Annotated in this window: 20 protein-coding genes; 13 read left to right on the forward strand and 7 right to left on the reverse strand. The window is 42.9% G+C overall.

The annotated features are described in order from the left end of the window. Positions 1-435 precede the first annotated feature (435 nt). A complete protein-coding gene (locus tag NZ848_RS09220) occupies positions 436-1,107 on the reverse strand; it encodes a thiamine diphosphokinase (protein WP_259015249.1) in 672 nt (223 codons plus the stop codon). Positions 1,108-1,394: 287 nt separating this feature from the next. On the opposite strand from NZ848_RS09220, the gene ispE reads away from it, so the two are divergent. The 4 genes from ispE (at position 1,395) to NZ848_RS09240 (ending at position 3,901) form a co-directional block, all read left to right on the forward strand. Then, positions 1,395-2,213, forward strand: a complete 819-nt coding sequence (gene ispE, locus NZ848_RS09225; protein ID WP_259015251.1) for a 4-(cytidine 5'-diphospho)-2-C-methyl-D-erythritol kinase — start codon at positions 1,395-1,397, stop codon at positions 2,211-2,213. Between the two features lie 23 nt (positions 2,214-2,236). Beyond that, positions 2,237-2,845 (forward strand): cytochrome c oxidase subunit 3, encoded by a 609-nt coding sequence (locus tag NZ848_RS09230; RefSeq protein WP_259015252.1) that lies wholly within the window; start codon positions 2,237-2,239, stop codon positions 2,843-2,845. Next, complete coding sequence (gene recO, locus NZ848_RS09235; RefSeq protein ID WP_259015254.1) at positions 2,814-3,503, forward strand: DNA repair protein RecO; 690 nt, start codon at positions 2,814-2,816, stop codon at positions 3,501-3,503. Before NZ848_RS09230 ends, recO begins: the two co-directional genes overlap by 32 nt. Positions 3,504-3,655: 152 nt before the next feature. Then, on the forward strand, positions 3,656-3,901 hold the full coding sequence (locus NZ848_RS09240; RefSeq protein WP_101724443.1) for a type B 50S ribosomal protein L31: 246 nt from the start codon (positions 3,656-3,658) through the stop codon (positions 3,899-3,901). Positions 3,902-3,964: 63 nt separating this feature from the next. Here NZ848_RS09240 and NZ848_RS09245 read toward each other — a convergent pair whose 3' ends face one another. Then, a complete protein-coding gene (locus NZ848_RS09245) occupies positions 3,965-4,849 on the reverse strand; it encodes a DMT family transporter (protein WP_259015255.1) in 885 nt (294 codons plus the stop codon). Between the two features lie 135 nt (positions 4,850-4,984). On the opposite strand from NZ848_RS09245, the gene NZ848_RS09250 reads away from it, so the two are divergent. The 3 genes from NZ848_RS09250 (at position 4,985) to NZ848_RS09260 (ending at position 6,652) form a co-directional block, all read left to right on the forward strand. Further along, complete coding sequence (locus tag NZ848_RS09250) at positions 4,985-5,887, forward strand: TIGR01777 family oxidoreductase (protein WP_259015256.1); 903 nt, start codon at positions 4,985-4,987, stop codon at positions 5,885-5,887. 86 nt (positions 5,888-5,973) lie between these two features. Beyond that, a complete protein-coding gene (locus NZ848_RS09255; RefSeq protein WP_259015257.1) occupies positions 5,974-6,363 on the forward strand; it encodes an HIT family protein in 390 nt (129 codons plus the stop codon). A gap of 4 nt (positions 6,364-6,367) precedes the next feature. Beyond that, a complete protein-coding gene (locus tag NZ848_RS09260; protein WP_101724447.1) occupies positions 6,368-6,652 on the forward strand; it encodes a hypothetical protein in 285 nt (94 codons plus the stop codon). 34 nt (positions 6,653-6,686) lie between these two features. On the opposite strand, the gene NZ848_RS09265 is transcribed toward NZ848_RS09260, so the two are convergent. From NZ848_RS09265 to NZ848_RS09280, 4 genes are all read right to left on the reverse strand, one after another. Beyond that, on the reverse strand, positions 6,687-7,322 hold the full coding sequence (locus NZ848_RS09265; protein ID WP_259015258.1) for a carbonic anhydrase: 636 nt from the start codon (positions 7,320-7,322) through the stop codon (positions 6,687-6,689). A gap of 47 nt (positions 7,323-7,369) precedes the next feature. After that, positions 7,370-8,356, reverse strand: coding sequence for an NAD(P)H-dependent glycerol-3-phosphate dehydrogenase (locus tag NZ848_RS09270; RefSeq protein ID WP_259015259.1), 987 nt, complete (start codon positions 8,354-8,356; stop codon positions 7,370-7,372). A 167-nt stretch (positions 8,357-8,523) separates the two neighbouring features. Beyond that, positions 8,524-9,918: an efflux RND transporter periplasmic adaptor subunit gene (locus NZ848_RS09275; protein ID WP_259015260.1), complete on the reverse strand. Its 1,395-nt coding sequence runs from the start codon at positions 9,916-9,918 to the stop codon at positions 8,524-8,526. Positions 9,919-9,981: 63 nt separating this feature from the next. After that, on the reverse strand, positions 9,982-11,454 hold the full coding sequence (locus NZ848_RS09280) for a TolC family protein (protein WP_259015261.1): 1,473 nt from the start codon (positions 11,452-11,454) through the stop codon (positions 9,982-9,984). Between the two features lie 224 nt (positions 11,455-11,678). Here NZ848_RS09280 and NZ848_RS09285 point away from each other — a divergent pair, with 224 nt between their 5' ends. From NZ848_RS09285 to NZ848_RS09295, 3 genes are read left to right on the forward strand one after another with little or no spacing between them, the layout of a single operon-like run. Next, positions 11,679-12,452, forward strand: a complete 774-nt coding sequence (locus tag NZ848_RS09285) for a hypothetical protein (RefSeq protein ID WP_259015262.1) — start codon at positions 11,679-11,681, stop codon at positions 12,450-12,452. A 26-nt stretch (positions 12,453-12,478) separates the two neighbouring features. Continuing rightward, a complete protein-coding gene (gatB, locus tag NZ848_RS09290) occupies positions 12,479-13,924 on the forward strand; it encodes an Asp-tRNA(Asn)/Glu-tRNA(Gln) amidotransferase subunit GatB (protein ID WP_259015263.1) in 1,446 nt (481 codons plus the stop codon). Between the two features lie 43 nt (positions 13,925-13,967). Further along, positions 13,968-15,164, forward strand: a complete 1,197-nt coding sequence (locus tag NZ848_RS09295) for a TlpA disulfide reductase family protein (protein ID WP_253530358.1) — start codon at positions 13,968-13,970, stop codon at positions 15,162-15,164. Positions 15,165-15,226: 62 nt separating this feature from the next. Here the strand turns inward: NZ848_RS09295 and NZ848_RS09300 are convergent, their stop codons facing one another. After that, a complete protein-coding gene (locus tag NZ848_RS09300; RefSeq protein WP_259015264.1) occupies positions 15,227-17,092 on the reverse strand; it encodes a glycogen/starch synthase in 1,866 nt (621 codons plus the stop codon). 177 nt (positions 17,093-17,269) lie between these two features. Here NZ848_RS09300 and NZ848_RS09305 point away from each other — a divergent pair, with 177 nt between their 5' ends. From NZ848_RS09305 to NZ848_RS09315, 3 genes are all read left to right on the forward strand, one after another. After that, the gene (locus NZ848_RS09305; protein ID WP_259015265.1) at positions 17,270-18,175 is read left to right on the forward strand and encodes a DMT family transporter; all 906 of its coding nucleotides are present in this window, start codon (positions 17,270-17,272) and stop codon (positions 18,173-18,175) included. Between the two features lie 88 nt (positions 18,176-18,263). Continuing rightward, positions 18,264-19,181 (forward strand): hypothetical protein, encoded by a 918-nt coding sequence (locus NZ848_RS09310; protein ID WP_259015266.1) that lies wholly within the window; start codon positions 18,264-18,266, stop codon positions 19,179-19,181. Between the two features lie 75 nt (positions 19,182-19,256). Beyond that, positions 19,257-20,042: a hypothetical protein gene (locus tag NZ848_RS09315; RefSeq protein ID WP_259015267.1), complete on the forward strand. Its 786-nt coding sequence runs from the start codon at positions 19,257-19,259 to the stop codon at positions 20,040-20,042. Positions 20,043-20,064 lie beyond the last annotated feature (22 nt).

Raw genomic sequence — 20,064 nt, forward strand, 5'->3', positions numbered from 1 at the left:
GTTTTTCAGTTATCTTGGCCGCCTGTTTTTGCAGGCTTGCGGCCTTGAAACCTCAAAGCAGCCAGACTATATTTACAGATTGCAAAAGTTGTACCAGTACTCAAACAAAAAGTTTTGAGTATGTAAAATTAACAAAATCCGCAGGCTTGCGAAAACCTAATATCTATACCTTATTTAGCAAAAGCAAAAAAGCGCAATATTAAGAAAATGTTAAGACCTAATAATCAATCAGTTAGTTTTCGAAGAAATCGAAAAAGTCAAACTCAAAAAGTTTTCCACAATGTTTTGCACAAAAATGGACGTATTTTTTCTTGACTTTTCCCGCGTAATTTATATGCAGTATTTAGGTTCAAAGCTACATTAACAAATGTAAAATTTCTATTTTCAGAAAAAAAGAAAAATTCTGAAAAATTATCCACATCATACAAAAGACGCCTAATCGCGGCATTCCATCAACAATAAATCGCCCGTTTCATAAGAAATACGCACCAGGCCGTCTTCTGCGGCCTCATTACTGCTACCTGCTCTATAGCCCAATACAAGCGCTTCATTATCAAGCTTATACAACAGGTTTTCGGTTCGTACACCTTCTGCTGTTCCGATAGGTATCAAAGATATGGCAGTGCCTTTTGAAAACCATTTCTCAAAAACACCGGGGGCGGGCAGCAGCGGGTAAATTACAGAGTAATCGTCAATCATCACTATCTGAAGTTTACTTTTGTAACGCACCAGGTTGGTCATATTAGTGATGGAATGATCTGCCCTGCGCCCTGTTGCCCACACCACATTAGCGGCGGGGAATCCACGAGTTATCAACATCTCAAAAGCCTTGTCGAGATCTGTTTTTTCCTGGTCAGGCGTATGAATAATTTCAATCGGATACTGAATCCTTTCAATTTCTTCCAGGTCAAGGTCTTTATCAAAATCCCCCATCAGCACATCAACCTTGATACCGAGCTCCAGCACTCTGTGAATGGCCTGGTCCAGTACAACCACAAACGGGCTCCACTCAAGCAATTGGCCAAGCAATTCAAAACTACAAGCTTCGCCGTTGGCAATAATCAGAGCAGGCTCCTGTTTTTCTCTAACAATGTGATGAGACGACATTCAAACAAACAGATTTTAAACTAGGTAAAGGTTTAACCCATTACCGGTGGCAGAAGTTCTCTGTTTTGGGTAAATAATTTTTCCACGCAGGGTTTCTGCCCTTCAGGTGCAAACACCAGCGCATAACAGTTTACATTATTCAATTATCCGGAGGGCGCCGCTCTTCAGAGAATCGTTCAATACAACAACGTAGCGCCTGCCTACCGGCACCAAGTTGAAATGATAAATCCGCACTGAATTGCTACAATTCTGAACAACGCTGCTAACTTTGAATTTTATTTCTGAAGATGCTTAGTTTTCCAAATGCCAAAATAAACATAGGGTTAAATATTGTAGAAAAAAGACCCGATGGATTCCACAATATAGAATCCGTTTTTTATCCTGTTAACTGGTGCGATGCCCTGGAGATTATTCCGGCTGAAGAGCTTCGGTTCGAAAGTTCAGGACTGCCGATTCCAGGCGACCAGTCTAACAACCTGTGCCTGAAAGCCTGGCATTTGCTATGCAGCAGCCAGCCTGTACTGGCTGGTAAGGCAGCGGCCTTTCATTTGCACAAGGTTATACCGATGGGAGCCGGCCTGGGAGGGGGCTCAGCAGACGGTGCTTTTGCCCTTAAAATTCTGAACGAAATTTTCAGCCTTGGGCTATCTACTGCAGGTTTACAGCATTTTGCACGGCAGTTGGGCTCAGACTGTGCATTCTTTATTGAAAACCGCCCTGTTTATTGTTTTCATAAAGGAGATGAATTTGAAGAATTTTCGCTAAATTTAAAGGGTAAATACATTGTAGTTGTGAACCCGGCCATTCATATCTCAACGGCCGAAGCCTACAGTGGCGTAATACCCCAAAAGCCGGGGGTCTCATTAAAAGAGGCCTTGATGCAACCCATAAGCACCTGGGAGGGTCTTATAAAAAACGATTTTGAAAAGAAACTGTCAGAAAAGTATCCGGCCATTGCCGACACCAAAAAAACGCTGTATCAGCAAGGCGCCTTATATGCCTCTATGACCGGCTCAGGCTCAACGGTTTACGGTATTTTTGAGACAGAAAAAGATTTGAAGGCTCAATTCCCGAATTTTGCCGTGTGGCAGGGATTTCTCGACTGATAGTTAGCCCAAACCAAAGAAAAATGCTGAAACAACTCACAAAACGCCGTGAACCCTTTGCATTCATGCTGTATCTGTTCATAGTTAGCAGTGGTTTACTGTTTTTCTTCATTATTCTGGTTTTTATTTCTAAAGAAGCCGCCAGTGGAGTGGTTCCCTTAAAAATACCAGGGGTTTTCTGGGGTAGCACGGCCATCATTCTGGTCAGCAGTTCTACGCTTCACTGGGCTAATAAGGCTTTCAGAGAAGAGCGTTTCAGGAGCTACCGGCTCAATATAAGCCTCACGCTGGCGTGTAGCGTAATTTTTCTTATTTTACAGGGCCTGGGCTGGAAACAGATGCTTGAAAGAGGCATTACCATGAGCAACAATACAGGGGGTATGTTTATTTACATACTCTCCGGCCTGCATCTGGTTCATGCCTTGGGTGGTATCGTTGCGCTGGGTTTTGCCAACCGCGACGCCTTCAAACGGCTGGATTACGTGGAGTCTTATGTATACAGCGTAAACCCGCCTAATCAGTTAAAACTTAAATTAATCAGTATCTACTGGCATTTTATTGATATACTCTGGATACTCCTGTTTCTTTTCTTATTGTATCATGCTGCACAAAACCCGGGGAATAGTCATTAATTATATACGTTACCGCGAAACGTCGATTATAGCCAAAATTTATACCGAAAAGTTTGGTGTGCAGTCGTACATAGAAAACGGAGTGCGCAGCAGCAAAGGCAAAAACAGAATTGCGCTTTTTCAACCGCTTACGCTGCTCGATTTAGTGCTGTATCATGACGATAAAAAGGAGATTCACCGCATTTCAGAAATCCGTTCAGGTTTTCCGTTTAAGACTCTGCCGTACGATGTCTACAAATCGAGCATCGGTATGTTCTTAAACGAGGTGCTTAACAAGACCCTGAAAGAAACCAGCGAGAACCCGGCACTGTTTGATTTTCTTTATCATTCGCTCATTTTTCTGGATGAAACCGAGCAGCACTTCGAAAATTTCCACCTCATATTTTTGTTAAAGTTCTCTTTCTTCCTGGGTTTTTCTCCGCAGGATGCCGATGAGATTCTGATGCAGTTAAGAGATGCAAACATGATGATTCCGTTTGATTCAGACTACAAAGCACTGCTGAACGAACTGATAATGGCCGATTACCAGACACCCGTACTCATGAGCCGGGCGGCTCGCAACTATGTACTGGAAGCGATCATTCTGTTCTATAAGCTGCATGTTGAAGACTTCGGCGAAATAAAATCGTTTCAGGTTCTGCGCGAGGTATTAAGCTAGCTTTTGCAATGGGCTTATGCTTAAGCACATAGTAGAGTGTATGAACAAAAAGAAAATTCAATATTTTTTAAATATACTTTGTTTTCTTTTTAAATATTTCTAATTTTGCAACCCGTTTTAGCGAATTTTAGAAGTTCAATATCAATAAATCAATGAAAAAAGATATTCATCCAAATTATAGACCAGTTGTTTTCTGGGATTTGTCGTCAGATTACAAATTTTTAACACGCTCATGTGTTAATACCAAAGAAAGCATCGTTTGGGAAGATGGTAACGAATACCCTGTTTACAAAGTAGAGGTTAGTTCTAACTCGCACCCATTCTACACTGGTAAAAACGTATTGCTTGATACAGCCGGACGTGTTGATAAATTCAACAAACGTTACGGTAAAAAATAATTTCCGGATTATTTTACGGAAAAGGTCTTTCAGCGTGCTGGAAGACCTTTTTTGTTTTACCGCTTAATGCGGCTTTTTTCTCAGAAACGGATGCAGCACTACTGAAAGCAGAATCAAAACGCCGCCTATATAAAAACCGGTGGTCATACGCTCTTTCTCTCCAAAAATAATGTAGGCAAGCAGAATGCCATAGATGGGCTCCATGTTAATAGACAGATTAAGCGTAAACGCCGAAATCTTCTTTAGTAATTTCAACATTTCATTGTACGGATACACCGTACACACCAGCCCCAGTATGGCAATCCATATCCAGTCTGTTGGGCTGGGTATCAGTTGGAAGTGCGTATCCGGTACAGTAAACATAATAAGGGGTATCAGCACCCAAGAGGCAACAAAGGCGCCTGTCATCTCATAAAAAGTAATGGTTTGTGAGTCGTACTTTCTGGTTAACTGTGCATTCAAAACAGAAAAGACAGTTGCCAGAAAAGCGCCGATTATACCAATAATAATGCCCGTCAGGTGGCGGTATTCAAACGTAAAAACAAAGTACATACCCATAACTACCAGCACACCAAGCAGCACCTCTACCCAGCTGATTTTGGTTTTATTGACGAGCGGCTCCAGTATACTGGTAAAAAACGATGTTACTGAAAACGTAACCAGACTTATGGCAATGGTAGAGGCCCTGGCCGAGCCAAAGAAGCACATCCAGTGAAGGGCTATAATACCCCCTACCCCTAAAAGCGGCAGGCTGTCTTTCAATGGTATCAGAATATTTCTTTTCTGAAAACGAGCCAGTAGAAACATGCCCAGCGAAGCCAGAAAGGTGCGATAAAATACTACCCCTAACGCAGAGACATCAGTGAGCCTGCCCAGAATGGCCGTAAAGCCCAGAATAACAACAATCAGGTGAAGTTTAAGGTAGTCTTTTGGCTGGGGATGAGTCATTTTTTAGGTTCTGGTATAACAACAAGACTGTTTATGGTGCTGAAAAACTGTCAAAGTTAATGAAATATGCCTTTAAAAATTAAACAATTTGATGGTTTTTGCTGTTGAAAGGACATAAACTAACCAACTGAACCAGTGAAAATTTTAATAACAGGTGGTACCGGACTTATTGGCCGAAGGCTGACATTACTGCTGCAAAAAAAAGGGCATCAGGTTGTTTATCTGAGCCGTAAAAAAGAGAATATCAAAGACGTAATAGTTTATAAATGGGATATATCAGCCGGATACATTGAGCCGGAAGCCCTTGAAAATATTGACTACATTGTTCATCTGGCCGGGGCAGGCATTGCAGACAAACGCTGGACGGAGGAAAGAAAACAAGAAATTATTGATTCGCGCATTGAACCTATTGTGCTGCTCAAAAAACATCTGCAAGAAAAAAACATTAGCATAAAAGGATTTATTTCGGCCTCGGGCATCAGTTGTTATGGCACCGATACCGGTGAAACCCGGCTGGATGAGCATAGCCTTTTCGGAGATGATTTTCTGGCCTACTGTTGTGAGTTATGGGAAGAAGAAACCCGAAACTTTACCCCGGCCAGGCGCACGGCAAGTATAAGAACAGGTGTGGTATTGAGCCGGGAAGGCGGCGCTTTACCTAAAATGATGTTGCCCGTTAAGTGGGGTGTTGGCTCGCCCTTTGGCGACGGCAGGCAGTGGATGTCATGGATACACATTGATGACATCTGCCAACTATACCTGCAATGTATTGAAGATGAAAACATCACCGGGCCTTTTAATGCGGTGGCTCCTGCTCCGATACGTAATGCAGCTTTTGTTGCAACCGCAGCAAAAGTCTTAAAACGCCCTTTTTGGGCGCCTGCTGTACCTGCTTTTGTGCTTAAATTACTTCTGGGTGAAATGTCTGCCGTATTACTGGGGGGCAATTATATCATTAACAAAAGAATGGCAGAGGAGTTGTCATTTAATTATCAATATCCGGAGCTTGAGACGGCTTTGCAGGACTTACTGAAATAAACGGTAACATTAACCTAATTTTGTTTTCTTCTGAAAGTCAATCCTTCAAAATTTGTTACCTTGCGCACAAATTTATTCAGACCATTATGCCTTCTATCTTTTCGAAAATAGTTGCGGGAGAAATTCCCTCTCACAAAATAGCTGAAACCGACCAGTATCTGGCATTTCTTGATGCTTTTCCGTGTGCAACTGGCCACACACTGGTGATTCCTAAAAAAGAAATAGATTATCTGTTCGACCTCGACGATGAGTTATACACAGGCCTTATGCAATTTGCCAGACAGATAGAACCTGCCATCAGAAAAGCAGTGCCATGCAAGCGGATTGGCGTAGCGGTTATAGGCCTGGAAGTACCCCACGCGCACGTGCATCTGGTACCTATGAACAGCATGAGCGACATGAACTTTAATCATAAATTAAAAATATCACCAGAAGAACTGGCCGCTATTGCTGCTAAAATCAGAAGTTTCTTATAAATATATGGAAATAGCCTACGCAGTGGTTATCTGCATTATTCCCCTTTATCTGAGCATCAGGTGTATCTATCTGGCAAGGAAGAGTCCAAGAGTTTCTGATTTCATGAAGAGCATCATTACAGCTATTCTCATGGGTATTATACTTGTGTCTATCAGTGTAACCGTCCATCATTTCATGACAGAGGGGATATCTGAGGCAACGAACATGAGTATGGGGGTATTAACCACCGTGCAGGGTATTATATCAGGCGTGGTTTTTATGGTTACCCGATTGATGAGCAAGGCCTGAACCTGAAAGGCTCATTTACAGGCGCCTTTCGGGTTTAATCGCCCAGATAATATATTTCCTGTATTCCTTTTAGAAGTTTCACAAAATCAAGCTTCAGATCCTTCAAAAGCCCGGTTCTTATATCAAACACCCAGCCGTGCACGGTAGGGTAACCTTTTTTAAGATATTGCTGCTGCACACTGGCCAGTTTTATTACATTAATACACTGCTCCTGTACATTTAATTCAACCAGCCTGTCATAACGTTCTGGGACATTCTTAATGGCGTTCAGCTCTTCTTTATGCAGCCTGTACACGTCTCTTATATTCCTGAGCCAGGGGTTCAGTAATCCCATATCAACGGGCTGCATGGCTGCTTTTACACCCCCACAATTATAGTGGCCGCATACAATAATATGCTTTACTTCCAGCGACCGCACGGCATATTCAATCACCGACATCACGTTTAAATCTGTTGCATTTACCAGATTAGCTATATTTCTGTGCACAAAAACCTCACCCGGCCCGGCGCCCATCAGGTCTTCGGCCGTAACGCGGCTGTCGCTGCAACCAATATACAGGTAATCGGGTCGCTGTTCTTTTGCCAGATTTTCAAAAAAAGACTGATTACCGCCCTTTTTCTCTTTCAACCACGCCAGGTTGTTTTCAAAAACTTGTTCATAAGTTGGCATATAGTGTCATTCAACAGGTGTCAGGTAAAACAAACCACACAGGCTTATTATTTCAGACGGGCTTTTAATTCCTCAAACTCCTTCCGAAGCGGAGCTTGCTGGTATAATATCTTATAGGTAAATTCAGTAACCGGAATATCCAGCCTGTAATCCTGCAGCATTTCGTAAATGCTTCTGGTAGCATAATAGCCCTCGGCCACCATGTTCATTTCCAGTTGGGCTGCCTGCACGCTGTATCCGCGGCCAATCATATTACCAAAAGTACGGTTACGGCTGAACTGAGAATAGGCAGTAACCAGTAAATCCCCCAGATAGGCCGATGCACTCAGGTCGCGTTCCATAGGGTTTATGGCTTGTACCACGCGGCTTATTTCCTGCATGGCATTGGCCACCATCACAGCCTGAAAATTATCTCCGCCACCCAGGCCATGTGTTATTCCGCAGGCCAGCGCTACTATATTTTTCATAACGGCAGCATACTCTACCCCATATAAATCGCCCAGGGCAGAGGCACTCACAAAACGGCAACGCAGTAAATCAGCAAAATCGCTGGCCAGGTTTAGGTTAGGAGATGCAATGGTCAGATACGAATGTTTCTCTAATGCTACCTCCTCTGCGTGGCAGGGGCCGGCTATTACGCCAATATTCTCTGCCGGCACCTCATAAGTTTCTTCAAACCAGTCGGTTACAAGCTGGTTTGTGGCCGGAATCATTCCTTTAATTGCCGATATAACCTTTTTACCATTCAGGTGGCTTTTATTGATATTCTTGAGGGCATCTGTCAGGAAAGCCGCCGGAACCGCGAGCACTACCCATTCTGTATCGCGCAATGCCTCTTTCAGGTTGGTATAAGGCTTTACTTTAGACGGGTGGATTTCAATACTGCTGAGGTAATGCGGATTATGATGCAGGCGCTTGATATGCTCTGCATCTTCGCTGTTTCGCATCCACCACTTTATATATACGTTGCTCTCGCTCAGAATCTTTATGATAGCCGTAGCCCAACTTCCGCCACCAATTACTGTTATTTTCATATTTTTTAACTAACCAGATGATGCAGCTGCCAAACTATAGACTATTCTTTAACGTGTTTGCTGCAATAAAGTTTAAGATGCTAAATAAACCAAAAGGCCTGAAAAAACAAAGAGACTACCCACGGGCAGCCTCTTTGCAGAATGGTTAATGTTATACTCAAAGGTACTTATTCTTTCTTCTTCCCTTTGTCTTCCACTTTTTTTCCGACCAAATCACCGTCTTTCAGTTTTTTCGACACGGCAATAAATGGCCCAGATACTATAGACTCTCCTTCTTTCAGGCCTTCTTTTATTTCTATGGTTCCGGCTACAGTATCAGTAATACCGGTTTTTACCTCACGTGTTTTCACTTTGTTGTCGGCGCCTAACACAAAAACAACTTCTTTTGGCTGCTCTTTTTTCTTAGCCTTGGCTGGCTCATTGGTATTACCTTCACTGTCAGGGCCTTGCTGGTCTTTCTTCTCTTCATTGTTGGCGTCGCGGGTAGTAACGGCAGCAATAGGTACACTCAGAACCTTTTCTTTTTTCTCGGTTATGATATCAACAGTGGCTGTCATTCCGGGTTTGAATGGGTACACCTTCCTGGCTTTTCTGTCTACCAAATCGCGGTAAGACTCTGGCAGAATTCTGATTCTCACTTCAAATTCAGTTACAGCATCAGTAGCGCTAGACGCAGCCGCCAGTGTACCACCAGCCCCATTAGCGGTGTTGGCTATCTCTGTTACAATGCCTTTGAATTTCTTACCGGTTAGTGCGTATGAGTCTACGTCAATATTGGCCGTATCGCCCAGGCTTACTCTTACAATATCGTTTTCGTTTACGTTTATTCTTACCTCCATGTTATTCAGGTTGGCAATACGTAGCATCTCTGTACCGGCCATCTGCGAGGTACCCACCACGCGTTCGCCCAGCTCTACACCTAGTTTAGATACTATGCCATTCATAGGTGCGTAGATACTTGTTTTACGCAGGTTTTCAGAGGCGTCTTTTAAACCTGCTTCGGCACTTCTGATATTGTAGGTAGAGGCCTCCAGATTGGCCTTAGAAGCAGTTACATCCTGTTTAGCTACTTTAAGGTTGGTTTCTGCAATCTCAAGGTCGGCGGCCGAAATCACTTTTTCTTCATAGAGTTTTTTCTGACGGTTATACTCAGCCTGGGTTCTGATCAGTCTTGCTTCTGCCTGGGCAATGGCCGATTTGGCCTGCTCTGCACTGGCTCTTGACTGGTTCACTACGGCTTCAGCACGCTGAGTAATAGAGATATAGTTTTCGGGCTGAACCTTCAGTAAAAGCTGTCCTTTCTTTACAGAGTCTCCTTCTTTTACATACAAACCGATAATCTCGCCGGGTACGTCAGGTGTAATTTTCACTTCAACCTCGGGCTGGATTTTACCAGATGCCGAAACTGTTTCAATAATATCTGTTTTTCCTACTTTCACCAATTCAACTTCGGTAAGTTTTTCTTTACCTATCCAGCCGGCCGACTTTGCAATCAGTAGAAATATTACAAGCAGGGCTACTACACCGCCCAGAATCAACCAGATTCTATTTGATTTTTTCATTGAGAAAATAAATTTGTAAACAATTAGTAATAAGGTAAGTATGCAAACTTCTAAGTGAGTGACTTAGAAATTAAGTGGTTTATTCTGATAATAATCTAAAATCTTGATTCTGAAAATGTAATCATATTTAGCCTGAATCTGGTTGGCTCTGGCGCGGTCCAGGTTGGTCTTTGAAATACTGTAATCAAGTGAGTTTAATGAGCCAACGTTAAATCTGGCTTCTGATGCCCTGAAGGCTTCTTCAAGCGCTCGTACCTGATTGCCCAAAGCTGAAAACTTCTTGGCCGAATTGCTCATGTTTACATAAGCCGTTTCAATATCCTGACGCAGGCGCAGGCGTACATTATCAGCCTGTACTTCTGCCTGTTTCTGCTGAATCACCGCGCCTGTGGTACGGAATTTGGCATTGTAACCGTTAAAGATTGGTACTCTTACGCTTAAACCAATTGATGTATTAACGTTGCTTCTGATCTGGCGCAGATAACCGATTTTCTCGGTGGTGGTGGTTGTACTGGGTATTTGGGCAAAAACGTCATACCTTGTATTTCCAATATCTACATAGCCTGCACGTTGCTCAATAATACTTGGTGTTACAATTAATTTCTCGGCAGCGGTGGTAGAGTTGGTGTTGGCGTTGGCAAAAGCCGTAACAACCGGGTATCTGAGTCCCCTGGCAATATCAACAGCTTTCTGGGCGGCTTTCACGCGCATATCTGCCGCCTGTACATCTGCCAGAAAACTCTGCGCTATTTCATATACTTCAGATGAAGAATTAGGATATGGCTGAATATTGGGGTTGGGCACTTCTATCCTAACCACGTCAATGTTCCTTTCCATAGCCGTATTCAAAAGTTGTTTCAGGGTCAGCTTTGCCGATAAAATTGCGTTTTCTGCATTTACCACCTGCACTTCGTCATTGGCCAGCTGGGCCTGGATGTCGAACAGATTGGTTTCCGGAACAGAGCCCGCATTTACCAGTTTCTGGGTGCGTTCCAGTTGTATTCTTGATACCTCTACCTGTCTTTGGGCTATGGCCAGCAGGTCTTCCTGCGACAGCACGTTCAGGTAAGCTACCACTACGTTGAGGGTAATCTGGTTTTTCATGGCCTGCAAATCAAGTCTGGCCACTTCCATGTTGGTCTGGTTTAAAGCAATGTTGTTTCGGGTCTGAAAACCGTCAAAAACCGTAACACCACTTGAAAGCCCGAAACCGTTTGACCCCACCGTATTGGTAATGATACCATTGGTGTAAGGGTTAATGTTACGGCCAGTAAAAAGGTTAAGGTTGGCGGTTCCGTTCAGGTTGGGGTATCTGGCCCACTTAGACTGGTCGAGGGCGTTCATGCTGCTCTCAACAGCAAGCCCGCTTTGCCTGATAGAAAGGTTGTTTTTCAGAGCTACGTCAACGGCCTCCTGTAATCCGATTTTCTCAGATTCGGCCCTGCCGCCGCTGGTAGCTAAAGCCTGCGGTTGTTGTGCCTGAACAAAAGTATTAACGAGTAATAGCGTAGGTAATAAAATACTTGAAAATTTCATGAGGAAAATTTTTTTCATTTCGATGAACCTGTTCGATGAAACTTATAGGGCTTTATACGAGTTTTGGTATGACAATCTTACGAAACATTAGTATTAGGTTGCCACAAGAAATGGATAAACGGTTTTATTGAAGTTTAGAGTAAGTTCTTTAGGGTTTGAACTTCTTGAAAAATAGACTTAAGTTTGAACTGTATTTCGTTTTTAGTAAAATCATTGCTTTGCAAATGAGCCACCAAACATCAAAAGATTTCCTCAAACTGTTGAAAAACCCAGACTTTATTGACGGGATTTACAATTATTGCGATAGCTGGTGTGAGCGCTGCGGCTTTACAGAAAAATGCATGAATTTTGCCATGCGAAAATACAAAACCCCGGCCCATGATGACACCGGCGACAGCCTCACGGATGTTTTCAGGCAAACAACTGATCTAATAAAGCAGGTTATTGAAGACAAAGGCCTGAACTGGGAAGAGGTAGTAAACCAGGCCGATGCACAGCCACCAACCCGCGACCCACACCAGGAAGCCGACAAACACCGCAACGTAATAAACGCCCGCGAATATACCCGCCTGTATGGGTCTTTCCTGAGAGAAGAGCAGGGTTTTATGAAAGGCAAAGGCGCTGAATTTCAGAACGAATTGAACAAAGGGGCGTTGTCGGTTGAAGAAGCCGAAGAGGCGTTGTCGCAAATTGAAGATGCCTTTGAGGTAATCAACTGGTATCAAAGCCTGATTTATATAAAAATCAGAAATGCCTGCCAGTTGTTTTTTGAAGAAAACCTGAGCGACTTTATGACAGACTTCTATAATGGCAAGGCCAAACTAACGCTCATCAGTATTGACCGCAGTATTGCTGCCTGGCTGGTTTTGCAGGTGCATTTCCCGGAAAAAGTAAATAAAATTACTGAAATATTGCTTCAGCTGGAAAAACTACGCCAATATATAGAGAAAGATTTCCCTAATGCTCGTAAATTTGTGAGACCAGGCTTCGACAAATAACAGCCTTCATATTTTAACCACTTTTCATGCAATACGAAATCGTTATAGGACTAGAAGTTCATTGCCAGCTTTCAACCGAAAGCAAAATTTTTGCTTCTGACTCTAACCGCTTTGGCAGCGAGCCAAACACCAATATAAGTGTTATTACATTGGGGCATCCTGGTGTATTACCAAAACTGAACAAAAAAGCTGTTGAGTACGCCATAAGAATGGGTCTTGCCTGCGGCTGTGAAATAACCCGCAATAACTATTTCGACCGAAAGAATTATTTTTACCCCGATCTGCCGAAAGGTTATCAGGTATCGCAGGATAAATTCCCTATCTGCAAAGGTGGTGGGGTAACCGTGAGGCTGAAAGACGGTAAACAATACAAAGAGCGGTTTCTTGAACTGCACCACATACATCTGGAAGAAGACGCCGGGAAGTCGGTACATGAAGGCGACAGCGAATATACCCGACTGGACTACAACCGTGCGGGTACCCCGTTGATAGAGATAGTGTCTGAACCCTGCATGAAAAGCGCCGAAGAAGCAGGTGCGTATCTGACAGAAATTCGTAAGATGGTGCGTTATCTGGATATATGCGACGGTAACATGGAAGAAGGGTCCATGCGTGCCGACCTTAATATTTCTATCCGACCCGTTGGAACAGAAAAACTGGGTACCAAAGTAGAGGTAAAAAACATGAACTCTATACGTAACCTGCAACGAGCCGTAGAATTTGAGTTTAAGAGGCAGGTAAGAATGCTGGAAACCGGAGAAACCATTATTCAGGAAACACGGATGTTTGATGCCGACACCGGTGAAACCTACGGTATGCGGGTAAAAGAAACAATGAACGACTACCGGTATTTCCCTGAGCCTGACCTTGCGCCTATCCATATATCTGAGGCCTGGCTTGATAAGATCAAGAACCAGATGCCTGCTCTTCCGCATCAGTTATTCAAACAATTTACACAGGAATATGGCCTGCCTGATGAACACGCCGCAGTACTGACCGACAATAAAGATACGGCTGGGTACTTTCTGGAAACAGCCAGGTTTACAAAAAACCACAGGGCTATTGCCAACTGGCTTACTTCTACTATAAAAGGCTACCTGAACGACAAAGGCATTGAAATTAACCAGCTGGTTTTGAAACCAACTCAGCTGGCAGAACTTATTGCCCTGGTTGATGACAACAAAATCAGCAGTTCAACTGCCGCTCAGAAGCTCTTTCCGTTGTTGCTCGATAACCCCGCAGAAACAGCGCTGGCACTGGCAGAAGCCAATAATTTGATTCAGCAAAGCAATACAGATACCTTACAGGCGTTAATCAACGAGGTTCTGTCTGCTTATCCAGACAAAGTGAAAGAGTTTAAAAGCGGTAAAAAAGGCTTGTTGGGTATGTTTGTGGGTGAGGTAATGAAGAAATCGAAAGGTACGGCAGACCCTAAATTGACCAACCAGTTACTGATGGACGCTCTGAAATAGTCTTCAAGGCCATTATTCTTTAAAAATCTGTACATTAACTTATATGAAACAATCTATTTTTGCTATATTTTTTCTGGCCTTTGGGTGGTCGTGCCAGTCGCAGCCCCAAAACAAGACTGCCGAAACCCCTGCAAAAGCTACAACAGGTAAACCATTTAGCATAAAAGGTAAAGTTACAAACGCGGTGTCGGGCAAGGCGTATCTTGAAAGAATGAACGACAGAAATATTGCCCTGAAAATAGATTCGGTGAATATTGCAGCCGACCGGACTTTTGCTTTTAAAGGTATGTTGCCAGAACCGGGTATTTATCAGGTAAATATTGCTAACCAGCAGGTAATTGGTTTGATTCTGGATGGCGGCGAAGAAATAAGCCTGGTGGCTGACGGTATGAGTACGCCTGACAAGGCGGCGTCTTACAGCATTGAGGGTTCTACAAACATGAAGAAGTTCAATCAGATTCTGGCAGAAGCACAGAATTTCAGAAAAACGCAGTTGAATCTGAACGACCAGTTTGAAGCCGTTTCAAAGAAACGCGACGAAAAGAAAAAGAAAGAATTACAAACACAATACGTAACAGCCGAAGAGGCCTATTTTAATACAATTAAACCTATGATTGCCGAATTAGGCACCTCATTGGCTGGTATTATTGCGGTAAATAATTTTCTGAACCCTGAGAAAGACTTTGAGATTTTTGCCAACACGGCTGCTCAGTTGGAAAAAGAAGGTAAAAATTACTTTTTTGCCAAAATTTTTATTCAGGACGTAAAGCGTAGAAGTGCTGGCTCGGTAGGCGCTGATGCGCCTGATTTCAGCCTGCTTGATAAAGACGGCAAAACCGTTAAGTTGTCAGACCTGAAAGGCAAAGTTGTTATTCTTGATTTCTGGGCAACCTGGTGCGGGCCTTGTATTATGTCGTTTCCGGGCATGAAACAGGTGCAGGAGAAATATAAAAACAACACCGACGTGCAGTTTCTGTTTGTGAATACATTTGAACGCATGGAGCCAAGCCAGGTGAAAGGGTCGGTAGTTAACTTCATGAGCCAGAGAGGCTACGGGTCTTTCCCGGTTGTTTTTGATGCCGAGGGCGACGTAGCCGGTGACTATGGCGTAAATGGTATACCAGCCAAATTCTGTATTGATAAACAAGGGAAAATCAAGTTTAAAAGTACAGGTTTTCTTGGCTCCAGTGACCTCGTAGTACAAGAAATGATAAAATGGATAGACGAAGCTGTTAAGTAAAAGCAACAGCAAAACTGTTATAAACAGAAAGGGGAAGATTCTGCAAATCTTCCCCTTTCTGTTTATAGCCTGGTAACACCTTTACGTTTAAGTGCCAGGTCATGAGCGGTGTCGTAATAGGACCGAAGATTGGTCCAGTCAAATATCTCAGAGATATTCTCTACTCTGTTACGCTGCATAATGCGGTCGCGGCGATTCATGGTTACGAAATTAAACATGATATCTGCCAGTTGGTCAGCCGCATCGTCATAGGCTTTAGTCCGGCGGTTTACCACATATACCCCAACACTTTCATAATCTCTCATTAACTGAATCATGAAATCACCGAAGCCGGATAAATCGCTCGTTACCGTCGGAATACCCCTCACGACGCATTCAAGTGGTGTATAACCCCAGGGCTCATAATAGCTCGGGAAAACCCCCAGATGGCAGCCACGTACAAACTGGCTGTATTCCATACCAAAAAGCGGATTGGTAGGAGAAATAAAATCAGGGTGATATACAAATTTTACACGGTCTTGCTGATGATTCTGCAGGTTTGTGAATTTCAGATAATCGGTAACCTCGTCTTCCTGCTTTAACAAATGTGTAACCGTATGTGGCAACTTCTTCGTTCTCCAGGTCTGTATGGTCCGTCTTAATCTCAGTCGCCAGTATTCATCAACAAAATCGTTCAGGTCTGGCAGATTAGGGTTCTCGTTAGCAGCAGAGGCATGAAAAAGGTTCTCGCCCACCTGCTTTTCAATGGCCTCGCAGGTTTCTCTGATTTCTTCCATTACGGCTCTTGACTGCAACACTTCAGGATTAATAGAATAAACCGGATTTTTAGTAATGATAAACATAACCACGGTTGTATCAACCCCAGACTGAACCAACTTAAAGTTTAGCCTTTTAAGCGCTTCAAGGGTTATGTCATAGCCCTTGTTTCTGAACTCATAACGCCCCGAAGTAAAGAAGTACAAAGTATTGTCGAGGTCCCAGCTATAACTCTGAAAAAAGTGCCCCATTACAAACTGGTGTATTTTCTCTTTGTATTTCAGATGTAGATTCTGAAACTCATGGGTGGCTGCAAAACGGGTAACATTCAGCCCATTGGGCAGAATCAGGTCGCAGCTTCTGCCAAAAAACACCTCGCATTCTTTGGCTGTTACATCGCTAACGGTTGTAAGCACATGGCTTTTCTGTGCAGCCAGCCGCTCTATTTTGGCCTGTGCATGTATACCGTAGTGATGTGCCTCATGCTCCCAGTTATAGTAAGGCAACCGCTCATAGAAGTTCGGCTCGTTTCCGGCAATATAGCGCCCCAGCATTGTGGCATGGGTAGTAAACACGGTAGACACCGGCACGTTGTCTGTCCTTATATCTATAAGGGCTGTTGCCACCATCCATTCATGAAAGTGCGCCACGATATCATTTTTATGGCCGTAGGCTTCGCCAAATTCGGTCAGAAATACCTTAATCATTTCGCCGAGGGCAATCACCTGGTCAACCAGAGGCTCGGCATTTATGGTAGAAATCTGGTGCCTGTTCCAGATATTATGCTTTAAATCGTTGGCTTTATATAAAAGGTTCTTGAAATCAAGCAGAACAATTTTGGGTTTTCCGGTTACCAGCCAGCGTCCATAATGCGCCTCAAAACCCAGTTCACGCATTCTTTTAACTGTCTTACCAAAATATGATTCATCAAGGTCATCAATAGGCTCAAATTCAACTACCGCCGTATTCTGAAAATACGGTCCTATTAAACAATAATTTTCTCCCCATTCTTCCACCATAGATGGCACCTTAGAACGGATTACCGTATAAATCCCACCTACCTGATTACATACCTCCCAGGCAATTTCTATCAATAATGGTTTTTTCTGCTCACGTGGTTGAATACTAACTGTTTCTTCTGACTCTTTTCTTAGTTTTTTGGACGTTACCATGTGGGTTATTTATTTAATCAATTCCGAACAGGTGAATTATGCAATAATTTTTAATAATTACAATAAATTGTTTAACTTTTCAAATATGCTTGAACTAAAAACAGAATCAGTACGTAAAAATGAAAAGCAAAACTATCATTTTTACCATTTGAGATGTCATAAGACAGGTTATTTTTTATGTCAGACCGCACAAAGTATCTGATTGGCGCGTTAATGGTTTTTGGAGCGGCTTTCGGCTTTGCCCTTAAGGGCATTTTTATTAAATCTGCTTATCGCTATGGTATCGATTCCATTTCGCTTCTTGCTCTCAGATTTCTGTTTTCTGCCCCGTTTTATCTGGTAACTATTTTTCGTACGCGCGTTACAGAAGTGGCACACCCGGTTATACCTCTTAAAATTTGGTGCCAGGTGGTTCTCATAGGCTTTACCGGCTATTATGTGTCTGCCTATGTTAATTTTCTTGGTCTTGAATACATCTCTGCCAGCCTTGAGCGTATCCTGCTTTTTATTTATCCTACCTTTGTTTTATTGATTAACTCATTTCTGGTTAAAAGAAAAGTAAACCGCCTGCAATGGCTGGCATTGCTCATTACCTATGCAGGTATAATAGTGGCGTTTACCAGGCATTTTCAGGCACATCAGCAAAAAAACATAGCATTGGGGGCATTTCTGGTTATTCTGAGTGGTCTTACGTACTCGTTCTATTTAGTAGGTAGCGACAAGCTGATTGGAAAACTGGGCACCGCACGCTTTACCTCCTGGGCCATGCTATCTGCGCTGGTACCCACTCTTATACACAGCTATATTTACAACGGCCTTGATATATTCGGTTTTCCGGCACCGGTTTATCTGATTTCCATATCTATGGCTATTTTTTCAACTGTACTACCCACATTTTTGTTTTCGGCGGGTATCAAACGGGTTGGTTCCGGCAACGCCTCAATTATAGCCAGCATAGGGCCTATCTTTACCATTATACTGGCCACTGCTTTTCTGAATGAACCCGTCTGGCTTGAACAGATAATAGGTACGGCACTGGTGCTGGCAGGGGTTTTTCTGATAAGCTGGAAAGGCGAAAAGTAAAACCCGGGGTATTTGCTGATAATTATTTTATAGAGATTCGTCAATTTATTTCTTAAGTTTGACGCTCGTTCATGCAAAACTATTGATTATGAAAATTTCGTGCTTTGTGTTGGCAATTCTGGTGCTTCTTCAATCATGCAACAAAGAAAAAACAGATTCACAACAACCTTATGACGACATTAATTTCAGAACCTACTGGAATCCGGGCACTGCTGAAATCAACAGCTATGCTTTGCAGGAAGCCCAATTCGGTAACCTGAATAATGGCGAGGCGATTATGGTTTTCAGCACCGAAGATTTCAGAAAAGACAAGCACGTAAAGCTGGAAACAGAAGATAAAGAGAAAGCAGTAAAAGTACTGAAACTCAACTTTATTAAGAGATTTGTTACGGGTATTCATGATTTCTCTTTATACACATCGGTATTTACGCCTGTACAAACCCAGGAGTACCCTTCTACACTTAAGGTTTCTAACACTAATCAGGACTGGAGCGGGCAAACTTTTCTACAACTCAATTTTCGCCAGAACGGTTATCAGGTTTTGGGTAAATCGTATTTTGATGAAGAAATAGAAGATGATTATCATATAGACAAAGCAGTGCTGGAAGACGAACTCTGGACGCGCGTACGCATGAACCCCCTGAAACAATTACCGGTTGGTAAAGTTATTCTGGTGCCGGGTTTATCTTCACTGCGGCTGCGACGCGAAAAACCGGCACCAGCCATTGCCGATGTTACGCTGCAACCTTACAGGGGCGACTCAACCTTCAGGGGTGATTCTTTGTACGCCTATAAGGTAAAGTATGTTGAAAGTAAAAGAAGCATCAGCATTATTTTTGAGAAGAATTTCCCGCATAAAATTGCGGGCTGGGAAGAGAGCTACCTAGCTAACAACAAGGTGCTTACCAGCAGAGGTATTCTGAAGGGCTCCATTCAGAACCCATTCTGGCAGAAAAACATGCCATCTGACACCGTATATAGAAAAAAGTTAAATTTGAAGTATTGATTTCATACTTTTGTTTTGTATTTTTCGTTCAAGGTTCTGAATTATGAAGATATCCTGGAACAAAACCCCATTTTGATGAAAAAGCCTCCGGTTACTTATTACTTGCTTACTTTTCTGTTTTTAGTTCCTTCTCTTTTTTCCTGCGGAGATAAAGAAACCCAAAAAACTGATAATCAAACCAATAGCCCCATTGTACATACCCTGATTTTTATTGATAAAACGGCAAGTGTAGACGTAAAAAAAGCCTTTGTGGCACAAAAGTATCAACAGACACTTACGTCTATTATTGAGCAGAATTTCAGAAAAGCAGGCGATACCTTTGAGATTTATTATATACACGAAAACACATCGAAAGGCCGCACTTTGTCTCTTACCTGCCGCACTGAAATGGAAGACACAGAAGGTGTAAATGCCACTGATATGGAGGCCATCAAGACAGCCTACGACTTGTCAATCCGTAAAGAAAGAAACTTTGTTATTCAGCAATCTTTAAACAGGTTGATAACACAGAATGATAACGCGTCAAATCTGGAAACCAATATTACTGCCAGCATACCGGTTATTGCGCGCCTGGCCGAAAGCCCGGGTATTACGAAAGTGTATTACCTGAGCGATATGGTAGAGAGCGTAAAGAATGGCAGGGATTTTCAGGTGAGCCCGCCTAAAGATGAAGCACAGGCCGAAGAATGGGCCAAAGTTGATGCTGAAAAGCTAAAAAACTACCAGCTGAACGGACCTGACATTTCAATGATTCTGCCGTTTGAGCCTACCAGTTCTTCTAAAGAGAATAACCCCACCGTTACTTACTACTGGCAAAAGCTGTTTGAACAACTGGGCGTAATGAATGTAACTGAAATGTAATAACCTACCATTAGCGCCTGTA

The sequence above is a fragment of the Emticicia fluvialis genome, assembly GCF_024793945.1.
Classification (GTDB): domain Bacteria; phylum Bacteroidota; class Bacteroidia; order Cytophagales; family Spirosomataceae; genus Emticicia; species Emticicia fluvialis.